Source organism: Ruegeria atlantica, assembly GCF_013033965.1.
Taxonomy (GTDB): Bacteria; Pseudomonadota; Alphaproteobacteria; order Rhodobacterales; family Rhodobacteraceae; genus Ruegeria; species Ruegeria atlantica_D.
Map to the genome: position 1 here is coordinate 37,862 of NZ_WQFE01000002.1, position 20,190 is coordinate 58,051.

The 20,190-nt window shown below is 58.7% G+C and carries 20 protein-coding genes; 9 read left to right on the forward strand and 11 right to left on the reverse strand.

The features are described from left to right. Window positions 1-19 precede the first annotated feature (19 nt). From GOW16_RS04065 to GOW16_RS04095, 7 genes are all read right to left on the reverse strand, one after another. Window positions 20-2,437 carry an aerobic carbon-monoxide dehydrogenase large subunit gene (locus tag GOW16_RS04065; protein WP_170410668.1) on the reverse strand — a complete coding sequence of 806 codons (2,418 nt, stop codon included), beginning with the start codon at window positions 2,435-2,437 and terminating at the stop codon, window positions 20-22. After that, the gene (locus GOW16_RS04070) at window positions 2,434-2,928 is read right to left on the reverse strand and encodes a (2Fe-2S)-binding protein (RefSeq protein WP_170410670.1); all 495 of its coding nucleotides are present in this window, start codon (window positions 2,926-2,928) and stop codon (window positions 2,434-2,436) included. Before GOW16_RS04070 ends, GOW16_RS04065 begins: the two co-directional genes overlap by 4 nt. Window positions 2,929-2,940: 12 nt before the next feature. Next, on the reverse strand, window positions 2,941-3,774 hold the full coding sequence (locus GOW16_RS04075) for an FAD binding domain-containing protein (protein WP_170410673.1): 834 nt from the start codon (window positions 3,772-3,774) through the stop codon (window positions 2,941-2,943). A 141-nt stretch (window positions 3,775-3,915) separates the two neighbouring features. Further along, window positions 3,916-5,016 carry an MHYT domain-containing protein gene (locus GOW16_RS04080; protein ID WP_170410676.1) on the reverse strand — a complete coding sequence of 367 codons (1,101 nt, stop codon included), beginning with the start codon at window positions 5,014-5,016 and terminating at the stop codon, window positions 3,916-3,918. Window positions 5,017-5,159: 143 nt separating this feature from the next. After that, window positions 5,160-6,164: an ABC transporter substrate-binding protein gene (locus GOW16_RS04085; RefSeq protein ID WP_170410679.1), complete on the reverse strand. Its 1,005-nt coding sequence runs from the start codon at window positions 6,162-6,164 to the stop codon at window positions 5,160-5,162. After that, window positions 6,143-7,510: a sensor histidine kinase gene (locus GOW16_RS04090; protein ID WP_170410683.1), complete on the reverse strand. Its 1,368-nt coding sequence runs from the start codon at window positions 7,508-7,510 to the stop codon at window positions 6,143-6,145. The genes GOW16_RS04085 and GOW16_RS04090 overlap by 22 nt, the downstream gene beginning before the upstream one ends. Further along, window positions 7,500-8,168, reverse strand: coding sequence for a response regulator transcription factor (locus GOW16_RS04095; protein WP_170410686.1), 669 nt, complete (start codon window positions 8,166-8,168; stop codon window positions 7,500-7,502). The genes GOW16_RS04090 and GOW16_RS04095 overlap by 11 nt, the downstream gene beginning before the upstream one ends. A 107-nt stretch (window positions 8,169-8,275) precedes the next feature. On the opposite strand from GOW16_RS04095, the gene GOW16_RS04100 reads away from it, so the two are divergent. The 5 genes from GOW16_RS04100 to GOW16_RS04120 all read left to right on the forward strand — a co-directional run bounded on the left by GOW16_RS04100 (window position 8,276) and on the right by GOW16_RS04120 (window position 13,268). Beyond that, the gene (locus GOW16_RS04100; protein WP_170410689.1) at window positions 8,276-9,253 is read left to right on the forward strand and encodes a Bug family tripartite tricarboxylate transporter substrate binding protein; all 978 of its coding nucleotides are present in this window, start codon (window positions 8,276-8,278) and stop codon (window positions 9,251-9,253) included. Window positions 9,254-9,319: 66 nt separating this feature from the next. Then, window positions 9,320-9,802, forward strand: coding sequence for a tripartite tricarboxylate transporter TctB family protein (locus tag GOW16_RS04105; RefSeq protein ID WP_170410693.1), 483 nt, complete (start codon window positions 9,320-9,322; stop codon window positions 9,800-9,802). A gap of 1 nt (window position 9,803) precedes the next feature. Next, the gene (locus GOW16_RS04110) at window positions 9,804-11,315 is read left to right on the forward strand and encodes a tripartite tricarboxylate transporter permease (protein ID WP_170410696.1); all 1,512 of its coding nucleotides are present in this window, start codon (window positions 9,804-9,806) and stop codon (window positions 11,313-11,315) included. Continuing rightward, window positions 11,305-12,492 (forward strand): CaiB/BaiF CoA transferase family protein, encoded by a 1,188-nt coding sequence (locus GOW16_RS04115; RefSeq protein ID WP_170410698.1) that lies wholly within the window; start codon window positions 11,305-11,307, stop codon window positions 12,490-12,492. The genes GOW16_RS04110 and GOW16_RS04115 overlap by 11 nt, the downstream gene beginning before the upstream one ends. Beyond that, window positions 12,489-13,268 carry a citryl-CoA lyase gene (locus GOW16_RS04120; protein ID WP_170410701.1) on the forward strand — a complete coding sequence of 260 codons (780 nt, stop codon included), beginning with the start codon at window positions 12,489-12,491 and terminating at the stop codon, window positions 13,266-13,268. Before GOW16_RS04115 ends, GOW16_RS04120 begins: the two co-directional genes overlap by 4 nt. Before the next feature lie 4 nt (window positions 13,269-13,272). Here the strand turns inward: GOW16_RS04120 and GOW16_RS04125 are convergent, their stop codons facing one another. The 3 genes from GOW16_RS04125 to GOW16_RS04135 are packed head-to-tail and all read right to left on the reverse strand — an operon-like array spanning window position 13,273 to window position 16,774. Beyond that, window positions 13,273-14,787, reverse strand: a complete 1,515-nt coding sequence (locus GOW16_RS04125) for a heme biosynthesis protein HemY (RefSeq protein ID WP_170410704.1) — start codon at window positions 14,785-14,787, stop codon at window positions 13,273-13,275. Window positions 14,788-14,797: 10 nt separating this feature from the next. After that, a complete protein-coding gene (locus tag GOW16_RS04130) occupies window positions 14,798-16,006 on the reverse strand; it encodes a COG4223 family protein (RefSeq protein WP_170410708.1) in 1,209 nt (402 codons plus the stop codon). A gap of 54 nt (window positions 16,007-16,060) precedes the next feature. Then, entirely contained in the window at window positions 16,061-16,774 is a 714-nt protein-coding gene (locus tag GOW16_RS04135) for a uroporphyrinogen-III synthase (RefSeq protein ID WP_170410711.1), read from the reverse strand. A gap of 96 nt (window positions 16,775-16,870) precedes the next feature. Between GOW16_RS04135 and tsaD the strand changes: the two genes are divergently transcribed. The 4 genes from tsaD to GOW16_RS04155 are packed head-to-tail and all read left to right on the forward strand — an operon-like array spanning window position 16,871 to window position 19,620. Beyond that, window positions 16,871-17,968: a tRNA (adenosine(37)-N6)-threonylcarbamoyltransferase complex transferase subunit TsaD gene (tsaD, locus tag GOW16_RS04140; RefSeq protein WP_170410713.1), complete on the forward strand. Its 1,098-nt coding sequence runs from the start codon at window positions 16,871-16,873 to the stop codon at window positions 17,966-17,968. Continuing rightward, window positions 17,965-18,927 carry an NAD(P)H-dependent glycerol-3-phosphate dehydrogenase gene (locus GOW16_RS04145; RefSeq protein ID WP_170410718.1) on the forward strand — a complete coding sequence of 321 codons (963 nt, stop codon included), beginning with the start codon at window positions 17,965-17,967 and terminating at the stop codon, window positions 18,925-18,927. Before tsaD ends, GOW16_RS04145 begins: the two co-directional genes overlap by 4 nt. Window position 18,928: 1 nt before the next feature. Beyond that, the gene (locus GOW16_RS04150) at window positions 18,929-19,198 is read left to right on the forward strand and encodes a YciI family protein (protein WP_170410721.1); all 270 of its coding nucleotides are present in this window, start codon (window positions 18,929-18,931) and stop codon (window positions 19,196-19,198) included. After that, window positions 19,198-19,620 carry an EVE domain-containing protein gene (locus GOW16_RS04155; protein ID WP_170410724.1) on the forward strand — a complete coding sequence of 141 codons (423 nt, stop codon included), beginning with the start codon at window positions 19,198-19,200 and terminating at the stop codon, window positions 19,618-19,620. The genes GOW16_RS04150 and GOW16_RS04155 overlap by 1 nt, the downstream gene beginning before the upstream one ends. 210 nt (window positions 19,621-19,830) lie before the next feature. Here the strand turns inward: GOW16_RS04155 and GOW16_RS04160 are convergent, their stop codons facing one another. Then, window positions 19,831-20,172 carry a DUF2853 family protein gene (locus GOW16_RS04160; protein ID WP_170410727.1) on the reverse strand — a complete coding sequence of 114 codons (342 nt, stop codon included), beginning with the start codon at window positions 20,170-20,172 and terminating at the stop codon, window positions 19,831-19,833. Window positions 20,173-20,190: the final 18 nt, after the last annotated feature.

The window sequence follows — 20,190 nt, forward strand, 5'->3', positions numbered from 1 at the left end:
AGCGCGGCGGTTTTTCCTGTTAACCGTGCATTCCCAGACCGTTGGCGATCTTCCAGATACGCCAGTGGTCATGCGGCATATGGCTCTGAACAAGGCCAAATGGGCGGAAGGCATCATGCACTGCGTTCGAGAACGCAGGCACGCCGCCGACATTCGGGCTTTCACCAACGCCCTTGGCACCGATCGGGTGATGTGGGGACGGCGTCACCGTGTGATCGGTGGTGTAGTTGGGTGTCTCCCATGCCGTGGGCAGGAAGAAGTCCATCAGAGTGCCAGTCTTCACGTTGCCCATCTCATCATAGGCGATTTCCTGACCCATCGCGATGGCCAGCGCCTCGGTCACGCCACCATGGACCTGCCCTTCGATGATCATCGGGTTGATCCGGGTTCCACAGTCGTCCAGCGCGTAGAACTGCCGGACGTCCCATTCGCCGGTATCCACGTCGATCTCCATAACGCAGATATAAGCTCCGAACGGATAAGTCATGTTCGGCGGGTCATAGTAGCTGACGGCCTCAAGACCGGGTTCCAGCCCTGGGATTGCCTGATTGTAGGCAGCAAAGGCGATTTCCTTCATCGTCTTGAATCGCTCTGGCGCACCTTTGACTGAGAACCGGTCCACGTCCCATTCGACGTCGTCGTCATGCACTTCCAGCAAGTAGGCTGCGATCATCTGCGCCTTGGCGCGGATTTTGCGTGCAGCCATCGCAGTTGCCGCTCCGGCCACAGGTGTCGACCGAGACCCATAGGTGCCAAGCCCATAAGGTGCGGTATCCGTGTCGCCTTCTTCCAGCGTGATGTCATCGGCGGGCAGACCAATCTCACTGGCGATGATCTGGGCAAAGGTTGTGGCATGGCCCTGACCCTGACTGATCGTCCCCAGCCGCGCGATGGCAGAGCCGGTCGGGTGGATTCGGATTTCGCAAGAGTCGAACATACCAAGTCCAAGGATATCGCAGTTCTTAACCGGTCCGGCCCCGACGATTTCGGTGAAATGCGTCAGGCCGATGCCCAGAAGTTTGCGAGTCTTGCCAGCCTTGAAATCCTCGATCCGTTGCGCCTGTTCCGCCCGCAGACCTTCATAATCCACGGCCTTCAGCGCTTTGTCCCAAGCGGTGTGATAATCACCCGAGTCATACTCCCAGCCTAGCGCCGACTGATACGGGAACTGATCTTTCCGGATAAAATTGATCCGGCGCAGTTCGGCCGCGTCCATGTTCAGCTTGATGGCCAGAACCTCGATCATCCGTTCGATGAAATAGGCAGCCTCGGTCACCCGGAATGAGCAACGATAAGCGACACCGCCCGGTGCCTTGTTGGTATAGACCCCATCCACGGCCAGATAGGCGGTCGGGATGTCATACGACCCCGTGCAGATGTTCATGAAACCAGCCGGGAACTTGGTCGGGTCGGCACAGGCGTCAAATCCACCATGATCCGCCGTGGTATGACACCAGAGGCCAGTGATTTTGCCATCCTTGGTCGCAGCGATCTTGCCCTGCATCCAGTAGTCACGCGCAAAGGCGGTGGACATCAGGTTTTCCATCCGGTTCTCGACCCATTTCACCGGTTGGCCGGTGACGATCGAGGCAACAACCGAGCAGACATAGCCCGCATAGGCACCAACCTTATTGCCGAAGCCACCGCCGATATCGGGGCTGATCACCCGAATGTTGTGCTCGGCCAGACCCGAGATCAGCGACACAACTGTCCTGATCGCGTGAGGGGCCTGGAAGGTGCCATAGAGCGTCAACTTACCGGTCACCTTATCCATCGAGGCAACACAGCCGCATGTCTCCAGCGGGCATGGGTGAGTCCGATGGTAATAGACCATCTCTTCGGCCACGACATCCGCCTCACCCAGAACCGCCTCGGTCGCATCTTTGTCGCCCTGTTCCCAGGTGAAGATGTGATTGTGATGCTTGCGCGGTCCGTGTGCGCCCTCTGTCTGACCCGCAAGGTCTTCGCGCAAGACAACATCTGATTTCAGCGCCTCGAACGGGTCGGTCAGAACGGGCAACTCTTCATAGTCAACTTCGACCAGCTCGGCCGCATCCGCAGCGATGTACCGATTTTCGGCGACGACATAGGCGACTTCCTGGCCCTGAAACAGAACCTTGCCATCGGCCAGCACCATTTGCTTGTCACCGGCCAGCGTCGGCATCCAGTGCAGGCCCAGCGGCGCCAGATCCTCGGCAGTCAGGACGGCAACCACACCAGGCACGGCCATCGCAGCGTCTTTGTTCACACTGACAACGCGAGCGTGCGCGTAAGGCGAACGAACAAAGGCACCGAACAGCATCCCGTCCAGTTTGATGTCATCGACATAGTTACCTTTGCCTTGGGTAAAACGCACATCCTCAACGCGTTTGCGCGAGCTGCCCAACCCTTTGAGATTGGCGGCGCGTTCTTCGGGGGTCATGGTTTGATCGTTCATTCCGCGGCCTCCTTCTGAGCGTTCAGCATGTCAGCCGAGGCCGAGATCGCCTTGACGATGTTCTGATATCCGGTGCAACGGCAGAGGTTTCCGGCCATGCCAAAGCGGATTTCTTCCTCGGTCGGGTTCGGATTCTCCTGCAGCAAGCGGTGCGCGCGAGTGATCATCCCCGGCGTGCAGAAGCCGCATTGCAGCCCGTGATGTTCACGGAACATCTCTTGCAGGACGCCAAGGCTGCCATCGTCATTGGTTAGCCCTTCGACGGTGGTGACGTCGGCGCCGTTCACCTGCGCCACAAAGGTGGTGCAGGACTTGACGGACTTACCGTCGATATCCACGGTGCAGGCCCCGCAATGGCTGGTCTCGCATCCGATATGAGGGCCAGTTATTTTCAGATCTTCCCTCAGGAAGTGGATCAACAGCGTGCGCGGCTCGGCCAGTCCTTCGACCTCTTTGCCGTTCACGGTGAGTTTAACGTGCATTTTCGACATGATTTCCTCCCCTCAGCCCGCACGGCTCTGCGCGCGTTCGATGGCGCGGCGCAGCATCACGGCGGCCACGTGTTTCTTGAATTCGACGGGGCCGCGATTGTCGGCCACCGGGTCGATCGCGTCGAGCATCGCGGCGACGCAGCCGCTGACGTCTCCGTCGGCCAGCGCATTGCTTGCGCTTTCAGACCACACGGGTGTGTCGGCAAGATTGGTCATCGCCACCGAGGCCTGACCATTACCAACCATCACCGCAGCCGCTGCTGTCGCGTAGTCGCCGATCTTGCGCTTTTGCTTCTCATAGGCCTGACCAACACCCGCACCCGGCACCGGGATCGAAATCCGGGTCAGAATTTCCTCATCCTCGCGTGCAGTAAAGTACGCGGCCTCATAGAAGTCCCGTGCCGCCACACTGCGGGTGCCGTCAGGGCCCGATAGTTCAAACGTAGCGTTCAGGCATTGCATCAGGCCCGGCATGTCATTGCCCGGATCGCCGTTCGCGACATTGCCGCCAACGGTGCCAACATAGCGCACTTGCGGATCCGCGATCTGCAGCGCAGCTTCGCGGATCAACGGAATGGCGGCGGCCAGACCGTCGTGGGTGATCAGCTCATGCTGTGTGACCATCGCGCCAAGCGAGACGGTCTCAGCACTGATCTCGATGCCTTTCAATTCATCAATGGCCTGAAGATCGACCAGATGGCCCATCTCAGCCATGCGCAGCTTCATCATCGGGATCAGGCTGTGCCCGCCCGCGATCACGCGCGCCTCGTCTCCATGCTCTTGCAGTATACCTATGGCCGAGGCGATATCGCCTGGCCGGTGATACTCAAAACCGGCTGGTATCATGTTTTTCCTCCCTGGGTCCGGACGTTGCGCCTTGGGGGACCTATGGGTAAGAAAAACGGATTGGCAGCTATGGCTTCCAGCAGGCGGAAACGGGGCGCGCGGCTTGTTTCACGAAATGCGAATGAGCTGCACGAGTTGCGATCAAAGACCCAACGCGTCCCGAATATCCGACAACCGTGATCGACTGACCGGCACCTTGGGCAGGGCGTCGACACCATCGAAATAGCAGGTGCCGTTGTCCTTGTGCCGCTCGAAACGCGAAACATGTTTGGGGTTCACCAAGTAACTGCGATGCGCCCTCAGGAACCCATCAGGTGCCAGGCGTGACTCCGCCTCGGTAATCGACCACGGACAGAACAGTTTCTCGGCATTCATATAAAGAACGGTGTAATGCCCTTCGGCCCGGATGGCTGCGATACTGGAAGGTTCTGCAAAAAACGTCTGGCCTTCCCGCTCAAATGGAACACCGGCCCGCAGCATCGCGGGCTCTGGCTCAGGGGCAGGTTCGGGGGTGCCGGGCGATGCGTCCGTTGTATCAGGTTCGATAAAAGTGATGCCGGTTAACAGGAATGCGCCGCAGATCAGGAACACGGAAACGGTGACACCCATGGCCAACACCTGATTGCTCAGGACGGGTCCGGCACCACCGGGGCTGTCGCTGGCAACAAAGTCTGTCAGTCCCGTTGCCACAAAATGCATTGTGAAAACTGCAAGACCGAAACACGCCGTGCCCAGCAGAATGTTGCGTTGAGTGCGGTTGTCATAGGCCACCCAGATCGCCAGCACGGACAGAATGACCGATGCCAGCGTTGCAATCGCAACGTCCAGGGCGTTGTAGACGGGACGACACAGCTCCATCCCGGCCATGCCGACATAATGCATGACGACGATACCCAGACCCACGATCACGCCCGCGCCGACAATCGTTCCCATTGTCCGGGGCCGGAAATGCAGGATCAGCAGCGCCAGACCAACCATCAGGATCGCAACCAGCGCAGAGATCAGAGTGATAAGCGCGTCGTAGTAGAACAGGATCGGCAACTGCAGGCCCAACATGGCCACGAAATGCATCGACCAGATACCGCCACCCAAAATGATCGCAGCCAATGCCACGACCAGCTTGCGTTTCTGGTCGTCCAGCTTGGACGCTCCATGTGTCAGGTAAAGCCCGGTGAACCCGGCCATCATCGCAACGGCCAGAGACGCCGCCACAAGCAACGCGTTATGAGAGTAATCCAACATTTGGGTTTACACGCCCTCCCCGACGCGTGGGTGACGTTAGCAAACGGATTTGATTGCGACAATTACATGTTGGACAGGAATTCCAGCCGTGACGGTGCCCGTCAATAAAATTGCTGTTCTGCAACTCGCGGATCACTGTCAAACTACTGAATAACGGCGTCTTCCCATGCCGAAAGGAACCTTGTTCGTTTCAATCCATCGAGGAAGGTCAGCAATGCGGGATCAAGGCCGATTGTCTCGCGCCCATTGTCCCCATCGCTTAGCCGCAAAAGAGGAAGCGGGTTTGTTTCTTCGTCCGCAACCGACCGCTCGGCTACGATGTAACGCAACAGCGTCTCGGCCGCCTTTGGTTCCGGGGTCGATTTCGACACCATTGCCGTGCGCATCATGATCGTTTGAAAATCAGATGGTAGTACGACCTCAAGGGCATCCTTACCCTCAGTGCGCACAGCGGCGTAGCTGCCCAGAACATTGTAGGCCACCAAAATCGAGCCATCGGCGAGGTCATTGATCATGTCGCCCGAACAGCAATAAAGCCGCACATCCAGGCCACCCATAACCTCCATCAACCGCCAATAGGTCTCGGACGCACGCGCGTCCTGGGTTGCGAACAGATAGCCCAGACCGGATTGACGCACGTCATAGGTGCCGACTTTACCCCGAAACTCTTCGGGTCGTTTGCGCAATGCCTCGATCAGACCTTGCCGGGTTTGGGGTATAGGCTGCCCTTCGAACGCAGTTCGGTTGATCACGATTGTCGCGGGCTCTGAAGTGAATGCAAAAAGGCTGTGGTGCCATTGCGCCCAGTGCGGCACCGGGACATCGTCGATTGGCAACGCATAGCCGTCATTTGCCAATTTCAGTTGCAGGTCCATAGCGCTGGAGATGATCACGTCGAATGCTTCGGGCATTGCGCGGACTCGCCGGTTGATGTCGGCGGTGCCCGAGACAAGATACTCGATACTAACAAAGGGGTTTTCTTCGACAAACCCCTCGATCACCGGGGCGAACAAAACAGTATCAGTGCTGGAAATCACACGTAGGCGTGGACCTTCGGCGCTTTCGTTGAAAACCAATCGATCTTCCCAGTCGTCGGCCCATCCGGCGAAGGGAACACACAACAAAACTAGAGCGATAAGATTACGCATGCCCCCCCCTTTGACCGGTTCTTCAGGATCAGGCTCCCGCCATGTGCTGTCGCCACATCCTGCGCAATCGTTAACCCCAGACCAGATCCTATTGTCCCTGCCGCGTTCTGGCCGCGCTCGAACCGGCGTGTCAGAGTGTCGATTTCATCTGGCGGAAAGCCGGGACCTGCATCGCGCACCTGAATTTGGGGTTCGGGATGTGCGATGATCATAACCTCGACAGTGCTGTCTGACGGTGCGTATTTCATCGCGTTGTCGATCATGTTCCGCACGGCATTCTGGATCAGGATCGGATCGCCCGAATAAGGAACCGACGGCTCACCCGTCAGAGAAAGCGTCAGCTCTTTCATTTCGGCAATCGGGATCAGGCGTTGGACCAGATCGCGGATCAGGACGACCAGATCAATCTCTTCCCGCTCCAGATGGTCCGCTCTGAACGTAATCATCGCGTGGTCCAATAACTGCCCCGCTGCCCGCGAGCTTTCGTCGATGGCCCGCACCATGGCCTTTAGCGCCTCGCGGTTGTCTTCCCGTTCAACGCGATGAAGAGTCGCCTCGGCATAAGACCTGACAGTCGCCAGAGGGGTGCGCACCCGATGCGCGGCCTCGGCGATGAAATCCTCGGACTGGCTAAGCGATTGATCCAGACGGCCCATCAGCGAGTTCAGCGACATTACCAGCGGCGCCATCTCTTTTGGCACGGGTTTCTTGAACGGGCTTAAATCCTGCGGACCTCTGCGAGTGACCGAGTTTGTCAGTTTGTTCAACTGGCCAATCGTTGTGGTCGTGACCCAAAACGATAGCGCGGCAGTCAGCAGAAAGAACCCGATTCCAAGATAGGCCGCATTGCGCGAAATCTGATCCAGCGTGTCGGACAATGCATCCTGTGTTTGCCCCAACGCGACCTCAATCTCGGTCTGGCGACCCAACCCGACCAGGGTCCGGCTGGCACTGACCTGCCGGATGCGCTCGCCGCGCACCAAACCGGTTTGAAAGGCCCATCTGCCGTCAATCGGGCCATCTGCGAGGCTCAGATCTTCGTAACCAGACAAGAATTCCCCATCCTGATAGATCGCATAGAACACCCGGTCGTCCGATGGCGTGCTGAGCATGGAAAACGCTGCATAGGGAATGTCTACCTCAAGCTCGCCGTTCCTAAGTGCGGCGGCGTCAAGAATGGACGAAACCGAGGCCCCCAAAATGTCGTCCTGACCCTGCTGAGCCACTTTTGCGGCGTAGCTGCGCACCGTTAAGAACAAGAGGACCGCCAATACAGCAGCGCCGCCGATCAGCGTCAGCACGAGGCGGTTCCTCAAAGATCCCGAAACGGTTGGGCTAGTCGTCATGATCCAGCCTGTATCCCAGCCCGCGTAATGTGGTGATTTTCATGTCCGACTTTTCAAGATGCTTGCGCAGACGGGCAACATAAACCTCTATCGCGTTGTCCGAGACGTTGTCGTCATAGGAAAACAACCTGTCAGCCAGCTTCTGCTTGGAAAACACCTGACCCGGCGCGTTGATGAACAGCTCGATCATTCTCAGTTCGCGATTGCGAAGCGACAGTGTTGCACCATCGACGGTCAAATGACCCGCAACCGGATCGAAGACAATTCCGCCGATTTCAATCGTCGATTTCGCGCTTCCGGATTTACGCCGCAGAACGGCGCGGCAGCGGGCTTCTAGCTCGGCGTGATCGAAGGGTTTGGTTACATAGTCATCCGCCCCAAGATCAAGCGATCCGATTCGATCCGACACCTGACTGCGCGCGGTCAGAACAATCACCGGAGTGTCCAATCGGCTGGCGCGATGCTGTCTGAGGAACTCGCGCCCATCCCCATCGGGCAGCATGATGTCCAAAAGGATAAGGTCGTATTCCTCGGTCGAAACGAAAGCGCGCGCGTCCTCTAAATTCGCTGCATGATCAACAACATGGCCATCCAGCTGCATACGGGACCTGATCGCATTCGCGAGGTCGAGATTGTCTTCGACAAGCAGAAACTTCATGGGCGGAAACAGATTCTTTTCGCATGACAGGTTGATGTCAGGTTGGCGTGTTTAGGTGTGGAATAATCTGTGCCGCCAAGCGGCCAGTTGTCAAATGGGAGGACATAATGACAACATTCAACCTGGGCCGCCGGGCCCTGATCGCAGCTGTTGCAGCAATTGGTCTGGTTGGACCAGCCGCAGCCGATGAAGTCGTGGACAGCATCCACTTTCTGATCCCCGGCGGTGCCGGCGGTGGCTGGGATGGAACCGCGCGCGGAACCGGCGAAGCCTTGACCAACGCTGGTCTGGTGGGCACGGCGTCTTACGAGAACATGTCAGGCGGTGGCGGCGGCAAGGCCATCGGTTACCTGATCGAAAACGCCGACAGCAACCACGGCACGCTGATGGTCAACTCGACCCCTATCGTGATCCGCTCGCTAACCGGCGTGTTCCCGCATAACTTCCGCGACCTGACATTGGTGTCGGGCACAATCGGCGACTATGCGGCGATTGTTGTGGGCAAAGACAGCCCCATCAACTCGATGGCCGATCTGCTGGCCGCCTATGACGCTGATCCGGGTGCAACCGCAATCGGCGGCGGCTCGGTTCCGGGCGGCATGGACCATCTGGTTGCCGCAATGGTCATGGAAGCCGCCGGTAAAGACGCACTTGGCGTGAAGTACATCCCCTACGACGCTGGTGGTAAAGCTATGGCAGCCCTGCTGTCGGGTGAGATCGCCGCGCTGTCGACCGGTTTCTCGGAAGCCGTCGATCTGGCCAACGCGGGTGAAGTCAAAATCATCGGTGTGACTGCGGAAGAACGCGTGGATGCCGCACCAGACGCCCAAACCATGAAGGAACAGGGTATCGACACCACCTTCGTGAACTGGCGTGGTTTCTTTGCTGCCCCCGGTCTGCCCGAGGACAAGCTGGCGGCCTATCAGGACGCCATCGCCAAGATGTACGACACCCCCGAATGGGAAGAAGTTCGTGCGCGCAATGGTTGGGTCAACATCCACAATTCGGGTGATGATTTCTCGGCATTCCTGGAAGATCAGGAAAAGCAGATCAGCGACCTGATGAAGAAGCTGGGCTTCCTCTAAAGCTAACTACGGCAGAGCGTTTGGTCGCTCTGCCGTCCCTAAGAACGAAAAAAGGGAGGGGACATCATGGCGCTGGATCGCTGGATCGCGCTTATTTTGCTGGGTGTTTGCCTGACATACGGGTACGCTGCCTGGTTCACGATGGATGGAAGTCTTCCTCCTTTCATGCAGAGAAACCCCATCTGGCCCAGCACGTTTCCCAAGGTGCTGTCGGTTCTGGGCGCGGTTGCCTGTGTGATTATCCTGCTTGGCCTTGAGAAAAGCGAAGTCAAAGAGGCCGACATAGATTACCGCAGATTGGGTGAGTACCACCTGGGTCAGGCAATCTCGCTTTTGGTGCTGATGGTTGTCTATGCCCTGTGCCTGCGCCCGGTTGGTTTTTTGATCGCGACCTCTTCTTTCCTGATCCTCGGCTCGTTCATTCTGGGTGAACGCAAATGGCACATCATGCTGCCGGTGGCGTTCATCGCAACCGGAGCCGTCTGGTATCTGGTTCAGGAAGTTCTTGGTATTTACATGCGCCCCCTGCCGGGCCTGTTCGGAGGCTGACATGCTCGAAGGACTTCTGATCGGCCTGCAAACGGCATTCTCAATTCAAAACCTTCTGATGGTCATCGCGGGCTGCCTGATCGGCACGTTCATCGGCATGCTGCCGGGTCTGGGCCCGATGTCGATCATCGCGATCATGATCCCGGTCGCGATTTCGATGGGCGATCCATCGGCTGCGCTGATCCTTTTGGCAGGGGTTTACTATGGTGCGATCTTTGGCGGATCGACCTCGTCCATTCTGCTCAACGCGCCGGGGGTCGCGGGCACCGTGGCCTCAAGCTTTGACGGCTACCCAATGGCCCGGCAAGGCAAAGCGGGCAAGGCCCTGACCATCGCGGCGATTGCCAGTTTCGCGGGCGGTACGCTGGGCGCGGTGTTGCTGATGATCTTTGCGCCGGCTTTGTCATCCGTGGCGCTGTTGTTCCACTCTGCCGAGTACTTCGCGCTGATGGTGGTCGGACTTTCCGCCATCGCCGCCTTTGCTGGTTCGGGGCAAGTGGCCAAAGCCATTATCATGACGACCTTGGGGTTGATCATGGCGACAGTCGGCGAAGGTGCGCTGTTCAACCTGCCACGCTTCACAATGGGGATCATGGACCTGCAATCCGGGTTTGGCTTCATCACGCTGGCCATGGCTATGTTCGCCCTGCCCGAGGCCTTGTTTCTGGTTCTGAAGCCAAAAGACCTGAAGGGCGATGACGGAGAAATCAAAGACCTGCGCGTGACCAAGGACGAGGCTAAGGCAATCGCCCCTGTTATCGGTCGCCAATCCGTGCAGGGCTTCTTTATCGGCGTCCTGCCCGGTGCAGGTGCGACCATCGCCAGCTTCCTCGGCTACGCGGTCGAACGGAACATTGCGCCGAAAGAAGAGCAGGAAGAATTCGGTAAGGGCTCGATCAAAGGCCTCGCCGCGCCCGAGTCGGCAAACAACGCAGCCTGTACCGGTTCGTTTGTGCCGCTACTGACGCTGGGCATTCCCGGATCCGGAACGACGGCGATCCTGTTGGGCGCCCTCATCGCGTTGAACGTGACGCCCGGCCCCCGGCTTATGATTGACGAGCCTCAGATCTTCTGGGCGGTGATCATGTCGATGTTCATCGGCAACCTTGTGTTGTTGATCCTTAATTTGCCGTTGATCCCCTACATTGCCAAAGTGCTGGCTGTTCCGCGCAACTACCTGATCCCGTTCATTTTGTTCTTCACTCTGATGGGGGCTTATATCGGGCAAAACAACGCGACGGAATTGCTGATCCTTGTCGGCTTTGGTGTCTGTGCAACGGCGTTGAAGTTCGCTGATTACCCGCTGGCCCCCCTGCTGATCGGGTTCATCCTTGGTGGCATGATGGAGGATAACTTCGCCCGTTCGATGCAGCTCTATGACGGCATCGCCTTTATCTGGGAACGTCCGATGACCCTTGGACTGCTCGTGATAGCCGCTCTGCTGGTTCTGTTGCCCAGTTACCGCGCACGTCGTGCACGGGCCCGGGCCGCAGGTGTGGCGGATGGCGACTGAACCGCTAAAGGGCGTTCGGATCCTTGATCTGACAAACGTGCTGGCAGGCCCGTATTGTTGTTACCAACTGGCCCTGATGGGGGCCGAGGTGATCAAGGTCGAACGCCCCGGCAGCGGTGATCTGGCCCGCGTGTTGGGGGCTGATCCCGATCGGAACAAAGCCGGTATGGGGATCAGCTTTCTGGCACAGAACGCTCAGAAGAAATCGATCACGCTGGATATGAAATCCAACCGTGGCAATGCTCTGCTGAAACAGCTTGTGAAGACGGCCGATGTGTTGATTGAAAACTTCCGGCCCGGCGTCATGGACCGGCTGGGTCTGGGATATGAGGTTCTGCGCGCCGAGAACCCTGCCCTGATCTACTGTGCAATCAGCGGATTTGGGCAGGACAGGCCGCGTCGGGATGACCCAGCGTACGACCAGATCGTGCAGGGGATCAGCGGGGTCATGTCGATCACCGGTGCCCCGGACACAGCGCCCTATCGTGTTGGCTATCCCTTGGCGGACACCGTGGGGGGTCTAACAGCCGCCTTCGCGGTGAGCGCCGCGTTAAACGCAAATCCACGTGGCGCATTTCTGGATATCGCCATGTCCGAGGCCGTGATCTCGACCATGGGCTGGGTCGTGTCCAACTACCTTGTCGGCGGCGTGACGCCCGGCGCGCATGGCAATGAAAACACGACATCGGCACCCTCCGGCACGTTTGCCACATCCGACAGCCAGATCAACATCGCAGCCAATCGCGATGAGCAATGGCAAACCCTAGCCCGGCATCTTGGCCGAGAGGACCTGCTGGATAACCCGGATTACGCAACGCGCGAGGATCGCAAACGAAACCGTCATGCGCTGCGGGGCGAGTTGGAGAAATCCCTGACATCGCGTCCGGCAAACGATTGGGTTGCAGAATTGAACGGCTTGGGCGTGCCAACCGGGCAGGTCCAGACGGTTCCCGAGGCATTGGCCGACGCGCAACTCGCTGGGCGCGGGTTGATTGGCACGTTGCAGGTACATGGCGAGGATATGCAATTAGCCGGTAGCCCAGTGATGATGGACGGACAGAGAAACATGCCGAAGGCAGCCCCGCCAAAGCTGGGCGCGGACAACGATGCAATCTGGTTGGAACTTGGCTTGTCCAAGGACGAGGTCGCCGAATTGGCACAGGATGGCGTGATATGAGCGACGTTTCCGACTGGTGGCGCACATCCATCATCGACATGGAACCCGGTCGCATCGCCTTGCGTGGGGAACCGATCGAGGGGTTGATTGGCAACCTGAGCTTTGCCGAGATGATCTGGTTTCTGGTCCGTGGCGATCGCCCCTCACCCGCGCAGGCGGACCTGTTCGAAGCGGCACTGGTTGCAGCCGTGGACCATGGGCCACAAGCACCTTCCATTGCGACGGCCCGGATGGCAGTGACCTGCGGTTTGCCTTTGAACAACGCAATGGCCAGCGCGGTGAACATGCTGGGCGATGTTCACGGTGGGGCCGGTGAGCAAGCGGTCGAGCTGTATCACTTTGCCCGCTCTCACGCTGGCGGGGCCGGTGCAGCAATGGGTGATTGGATCGACAGGCACGGGAAGATATTGCCGGGTTTTGGTCACAGGTTCCACACCCCGGTCGATCCACGCGCACCCCGGTTGATGGACTTGGTTTCCAAGGCTGTAGATCGCGGCGCGTGTCACGGGCATTTCAGAGAAATCGCGTCGGATATTGAAGCAGAGCTTGCGCGTCACAAAGGCAAACCCGTCCCGATGAACATCGACGGGGCTACAGCTGTCATCTACGCAGAGCTTGGGTTTGAACCGCCCCTTGCACGGGGTCTGTTCTGTCTCTCGCGGTCAGTCGGAATACTGGCACATGCGTGGGAGCAGAAGCAGCAAGGCGGACGAAACAAGGGACCCACGCCACCGACCTACCGTTGGACCTACGACGGGGTTTCGTCCGAGGAATAACGCGTCAGGCCTGTTTCTCGACCACGGGCTCGACGTCAGGGCGGACGGGTTCCACATCCAGTTCGATGATCTCGCGATCAACCGGTTCCTCGACGTCCTCCACTTCAACCTCGACCTCAGCTTCCGGCTCGCTGCTGTCTTCCAACGCACCAACGATCAGAGGCAGCATGTGAACACCTGTCGCGCTTGCGATTTCCGGCGTTTGCGGTGTTTGCCAGCTGAGCGTGTCAAAGCTGCCGCAGTTCTGACAGACCGGTGCCCACTCGGGCTGAATGTCATGGCAATTGTCGCAGACCCATTGCGGACCACGCGGCGCGTTTAGTGCCTTGGCCAGCCAACCCTGAACCACCGCGTCCAAGGCACCCTCGCCCCGTTCAATGGCAGCCATCAGCGTGTACCCACGCGCATCCGCCTGCTTTTCGACCACATCGCCCAGCGCGCGACGCGCCTCGGGGAAGTCTTCGGCTACGATATTCAACTCCGCCAGAATAAGCCGAGTTTCCATATTCTCGGGGTGAATGCGGGTCAGCGCTGTAAAGCGCTTGATCCGTTGTTCGGGTGTTTCATCCGGCGCAATCTCGGCAAAAACATGAGCCAGGTCGGGATGCGGCTGCACTTCCCACGCTTTCTTCAGGATCTTTGTCGCGTTGCGCGGCTTGCCTTTTTCGATATAGGCGCGCGCCGCCATTGCGGCCGCCGGCACCAGATCAGGCGACAGGCGGTTGGCCTCAATCGCGCGTTCCTGCTGTTCGACCGATGCGTCCTCGTCCAGAATCCCTTTGGCCTCGGACAGGGCCAGAACGGCATCGCGGCGTTTATACACGTCGCGCGGCAAATGGCCGGATTTCAGCTTGGCCGTTAGTGTTGACCGCGCGCCGGCCCAATCCTGCGCCTTGGTCTGCAGACCCAACAGAATGTCCTGCGTTTCCTGATGGCGCGGCTTCATGACCAGAGCCTTCTCGGCCAGTTTGCGAGCGGTTTCGTCATCGCCTTCGGCCAGCTTCTGTTTCATGATGCCCCGCACGCCAACAAAGCGGGTCGCGTTGTTCGTCACCAGCTTTTTGTAGGTGTCCGCCGCCTTTTTGGTATCACCGTTCATCTCGGCAGCCTGTGCCACCAACAGATTGGTCAGCTCTGGCTTGTTCAGCAGCCGCTCCGCCTTTGATGCCTTGTTCAAAGCCACGCGCCCCTCACCCGAAGCCAGCGCCATAAGGCCATCGGCCAGCGCCTGATACCCGCGCTTTTCGCGGCTGCGGTCGAAATAGCGCGACAGGGCAGTTTCATCACCATTCAGAAAATGAAGCGTCGCGATCAGCAGGGTCAGTAGCTTGAAGAACAGCCAGATCGCAAAAACCAGAACACCTAGCGCAATCACCGATTGCAGTGGCCCCAGCGTGTATTCTGTTCCACCGGCCGTGATCTGTACACCGCCGCTGGTTTCCATGAGGAACCCGGCACCCACAGCCAGAAGGCCGATAATCGCAACAAAAACTAGAATCTTAAACAGTGACCACAGCATGGCAGGTCCTTCAGTTTGAGTTCACGCTAGGCTGAAGCGCATTGGCGGCATCCACCGCGGAGACCCGCGCCTGAGCTGCCTGCTCCCAATCAGCCATCGCTGCCTGCGCCGCTTCGGGCAGGGATTTAAGTTCGGTCAGGGCCGTCGCGACGTCTCCGCCGGACAGGGCGGCCTCGGCGCGCGACAGGACCGCATCTGGGTCATCACCCTCTTGCGCGGTGACCGAACGAGCCCCGGTCTGCCGCTGCAGGAACGCCACCAGGCCGGTTGCCTTATCCGCCTCTCGCGCGTCCGCCAACGCGGTCCGCGCAGCAGGTGAGAACGACGCCTGCAGGGCCGAAACGGTTGCGACACCCTTATCCGCAGGACCAGAAAGCACCACTGGGACATCAACACCGCCGGCCTTCAGTTCCGCAACAAGGTCCGAGTAGGGCTGACCGGCATCCAGTTGACCGTGCAGGCGCGAAATGATCGCTGCATTGGTCGCCGCCAAAGCCTCGGCCGAGGCCTTCGCTTCAAGCGCTTGCGCGTCAGACACCATCTTTTCCACTTCGGCCCGCTGGGCCGCCAGTGACTCCTGTAGTTTTTTCAGCTCGGCCTCAAATGCAGCCGAAGCCTCGGGGGATGCGCCTTGGGTCAGCGCCTCGCTTTCAATTTTACTTAGGCGGTCGGCCAGTGGGTCGATCTTGCCCGCCAGTTCATCCACACTGGATTTGAGCGTATTCAGGTCGGAAGAGATCGGCGTCATCTGGTCTGTCAGCGCTGCAATCTTGCTATCGACGCCAGATGTGTCGGACAGGGATTTGGTCAAGCTCTCAAGCTGTGCGGACTGATCGTTGAGCTTCGCCTCAAGTGTCGTAACCGCATCGGTATCCCCAGATCCGAACAAGCCCGCGCTTCCTGCCGCAAACCCGATTCCAGCCGCAATCACACCACCAAGAAGCGCCGGTACGAACCCACTGCGGCTTTCTTCTTTCTGTGGTTCTCTACTGAGCGTTTCTTCTGCGCGCGCGAGTGGCTCTTTCTGAGCCGCTTCGGCTTCGGCTTCGGCTTCGGCTTCGGCTTCGGCTTCGGCTTCGGCTTCGGCTTCGGAAGGGGCCTCTTCTAACGGTTCGTTCGGGTCAATAGCCGTCTCATCACGTTGCGAGGTGAACTCAACCGTTTCATCCGACTTGGGGTCTTCTTCCGGCCTTTGATCGGTCTTTTTCTTACGAGCCACCGCGACGTTCCCCTTATCGAATCCAAATAAACATGAATAACAGGCTGCTCTAAGTTAATCAGTGGTCTCTCCGCGCTCAACCCGCATCGCGTGTTTAACAAGCTTTTTCACGGCTTTCCGCATTTTCTTGGGTGTCGGCTCTTTGGCGATCTTCAGGCGCTTGTAGTCCAATGAATAAAGGGGCTCTGCCGTGGCTTCGCTGATGGCAACAAGCCACAAAGGCGCGGACCCGGTCCAGATTTCGGCAAATTGTCGCGCCGTTCGGGGCGAAAACAGCGGTGCAAACACGGGTCTGTCACCGGATGCGGCAGCAGCCGCTTCGGATGTCAGCGGTAACAGGCGCTGTTGATAAACAATCTGTTCGTGAACTGTCAGCCCCGATTCGGTCAGACGCCCGGCGACGTTGCCGCGGGTATGTTCACCCCGCAGATGCAGCAACGGGCTTTCAGGCCGGTGTTTCAGCAAATGGGCGACCAACTCTTCGGCTGTGTTTCCGACCATCATTGCATCCCACCCGGCCCCTTTGGCGGTTCCGGTGGTCGCTGGGCCGACACAATAGGCGGGCAGATCAGGATTGACGCCCAGCGACGCGGCGGCATTGACCGAATTGGCCGAGGTAAAGATCAACCCGCGAATACCTTTGGTATCGATCTCGACCCTCAGGGGTCGAATTTCCAGGATCGGGGAATAGATGACATCCACCCGTGACCTGACGCGGGCCGGCAACTGTGCGACAAACCTTTCAGAGGCGGCGCGAGGGCGGGTCATCAACAAATACAATGGCGGGGCCTTCGGCCTTGGGATTGTTTGCGTCCGCGCAGGGTGATACCCCGCTTGGCAGTCATGATGCAACGGATCAGACCAATGGTGCAAACACTTACCGTTCTTGGATTGGAAAGCAGCTGTGACGACACAGCCGCCGCCGTTGTGCGCCAATCCGATGGTGCGGGTGCCGAGGTGTTGTCGTCCATCGTTCACGGCCAGACCGAATTGCACAGCGCATTTGGCGGGGTCGTTCCCGAAATCGCCGCGCGGGCTCATGCCGAAAAGCTGGACATATGCGTGGTGCAGGCGTTGGAAGCCGCTGGTCTGACGCTGGCCGATATGGATGCGATTGCTGTCACTGCGGGCCCCGGCCTGATCGGGGGCGTCATGTCCGGCGTCATGTGCGCCAAGGGTCTGAGTGCTGCGACCGGGCTTCCCTTGATCGGCGTGAACCATCTGGCCGGCCATGCACTGACGCCCCGGTTAACGAATAGCATCGCCTTTCCCTATCTGATGCTGCTGGTTTCAGGCGGCCACTGCCAGTACCTGATCGCGCACGGACCCGAGAATTTCACCCGTCTTGGCGGCACAATCGACGACGCCCCCGGCGAGGCGTTCGACAAAACCGCACGCCTGCTGGGCCTACCCCAACCCGGCGGTCCTTCTGTCGAGGCCGAGGCACGCGCTGGCGATCCCAAACGTTTCCGGTTCCCGCGACCTCTGCTTGATCGACCGGGTTGCGACATGTCCTTTTCGGGGTTGAAAACGGCGCTTATGCGGATGCGTGATCAAATTGTCGCCGAAAACGGGGGTCTTACCCGTCAGGATCGCGCCGATCTGTGCGCCGGGTTCCAGCAGGCGATCGTCGACACTCTGGCCGAGAAAACCCGCCGCGCAATTGATCTGTATCTTGAGGGAAATCCCTCAGATCCGGTTATCGCCGTCGCTGGCGGTGTGGCGGCAAATTCCGCTATTCGGTCAGCGTTAGAGACTGTTTCTAGCGAAAAAGGCACACGTTTCACTGCACCGCCACTCAATCTTTGCACGGACAATGCCGCGATGATTGCCTATGCCGGGATGGAACGGTTTCGCACAGGCGCGCGTGACGGGCTTGACCTGACGGCGCGCCCCCGCTGGCCTTTGGACAAGACGAGTCCTGCGATGCTTGGCGGCGGCAAGAAAGGGGCCAAGGCATGAGTGTTTCCGTTCTTGGATCCGGGGCCTTTGGGACAAGCCTGGCCATTTCACTGTCAGGGAATGGACCGGTTACGTTGTGGTCTCGAGATCCAGATCAGGCCCGACAAATGCAGGACAGTCGCGAGAATGCCCAGCGCTTGCCTGGCGTGAGTTTACCAGATGAAGTCGCGGTAACTTCGAACATCAATCAGGCGGTCGAGGCCGATGTCTTGCTGATGGCCGTACCCATGCAGAAATTGCGCGATGCCCTGCAGGAACATGCCTCGGCCCTGGCCGGAAAGACCTTAGTTGCATGTTGCAAAGGCATTGAGCTTTCATCCGGGCTTGGCCCCATTTCAGTCATTCAGCAAACAATCCCGAGTGCGCGACCCGCCTTGCTGACCGGGCCCAGCTTTGCTGACGACATCGCGCGCGGGTTGCCAACCGCGCTGACCTTGGCCTGCGCCGATGAGGCACTTGGCCGGAAGTTACAGGAAGAACTGACAACTGCGAACCTGCGCCTTTACCGCACGAGCGATGTGATCGGAGCCGAATTGGGCGGCGCGTTGAAGAATGTAATGGCCATAGGATGCGGTGCTGCGATCGGGGCGGGTTTGGGTGATAGCGCCCGCGCCGCCCTGATGACTCGTGGGTTTGCCGAAATGCAGCGCTTTGCGCTGATGCGCGGGGCGCGGCCCGATACACTAATGGGGTTGTCCGGCTTGGGCGATCTTGTCCTGACTTGTTCTTCGGAACTATCGCGAAACTATCGCTTTGGCCTGTCATTAGGTCGGAATATCCAGTTCGATTCCCACACCACCGTTGAAGGCGTCGCCACTGCGCGCGCCATGACAGAGATCGCCACTACAGAAGGGTTGGACATGCCCATCAGCACAACGGTGGCAGACCTGAGCAGTGGCGCCTACAGTGTGGCGCAAGCCATTCAAACCCTGCTCAACCGACCCTTGAAGGAGGAATAACATGCTGATCGCTCTCATCGCCCGTGACAAGGACGGCGCGCTGCAAACCCGGATGGACAACCGCGCGGCCCACCTCGCCTATATCGAGGAAACCGGCGTCGTTTCGCAGGCCGGTCCGTTGCTGGATGGAGATGCAATGATCGGTTCGCTGATCATTCTCGAGGTCGAAGACATGGCCGCCGCGCAAAACTGGGCCGACAATGACCCCTATGCCAAAGCCGGGCTGTTCCAGTCGGTTGACCTGATTGCCTGGAAAAAGGTCATAGGCTGATGGCGTACTGGCTGTTCAAATCCGAACCTTCGACCTGGAGCTGGGACCAGCAGGTTGCCAAAGGGGATGCAGGCGAAGAATGGGACGGCGTGCGCAACTATCAGGCGCGCAATTTCATGCGACAGATGGCGGTCGGCGATCGCGGATTCTTCTACCACTCGCAAAAGGACAAGGCGATTGTCGGTATTGTCGAGGTCTGCGCCGAAGCCCACCCCGACAGCACCACGGATGATGAGCGCTGGGAATGCGTGGATATCAAAGCGGTGCGCCCATTCACGACGCCGGTTACCCTGGATCAGATCAAGGCTGACGAACGTCTTGGTGACATGGTGCTAGTCAAGAACTCACGCCTGTCCGTTCAGCCGGTCAGCGAGGCGGAATGGCAGGTGATCTGCGATCTGGGTGGTACGCAGGCGACTTGAGCTGGATTAAGGGAAGGCCCTGACGAATGCAGAACCTTCCCTACCCCGCGTGCTCCCTACTCACCACACGCGTATGGAAATTTTGGCTCTGACCGTCCTGGTCGTTGTCTGACACTAACCGATCCTTGCGGCGTAGTTCAAACGGCAAGTACCTAAAATTGGAGACGCCCGCCAGGGATCTGACGGGCGTCGCAATAAGGTATTACGGATTCAGCCGTAGACGGCCTCTTTGCCGAAATGCTTGGTCAGCATGTAATACACGACGGCGCGGTACTTGTTGCGCTCGGACATGCCATAGGTTTCCAGTGCCTTGTTGATCGCTTCCATCAGTTCCGGTCCGTCCGACAGGCCCAGCTTTTTGATGAGGAAGTTGTTCTTGACTGTCTCAAGCTCACCTTCCTGAGTTGCCGCGACAGTCGATGCGTCGGCGTCATAGATGGCAGGACCACAGCCGATTGTGACTTTGGTCAGCAGATCCATATCTGCGTCCATACCGCATTTGGACTTCAGGTCCTCGGCGTATTTTGCGATCAGCTCGTCGCGTTTTCCCATGGTTATCTCCCGGTTGAA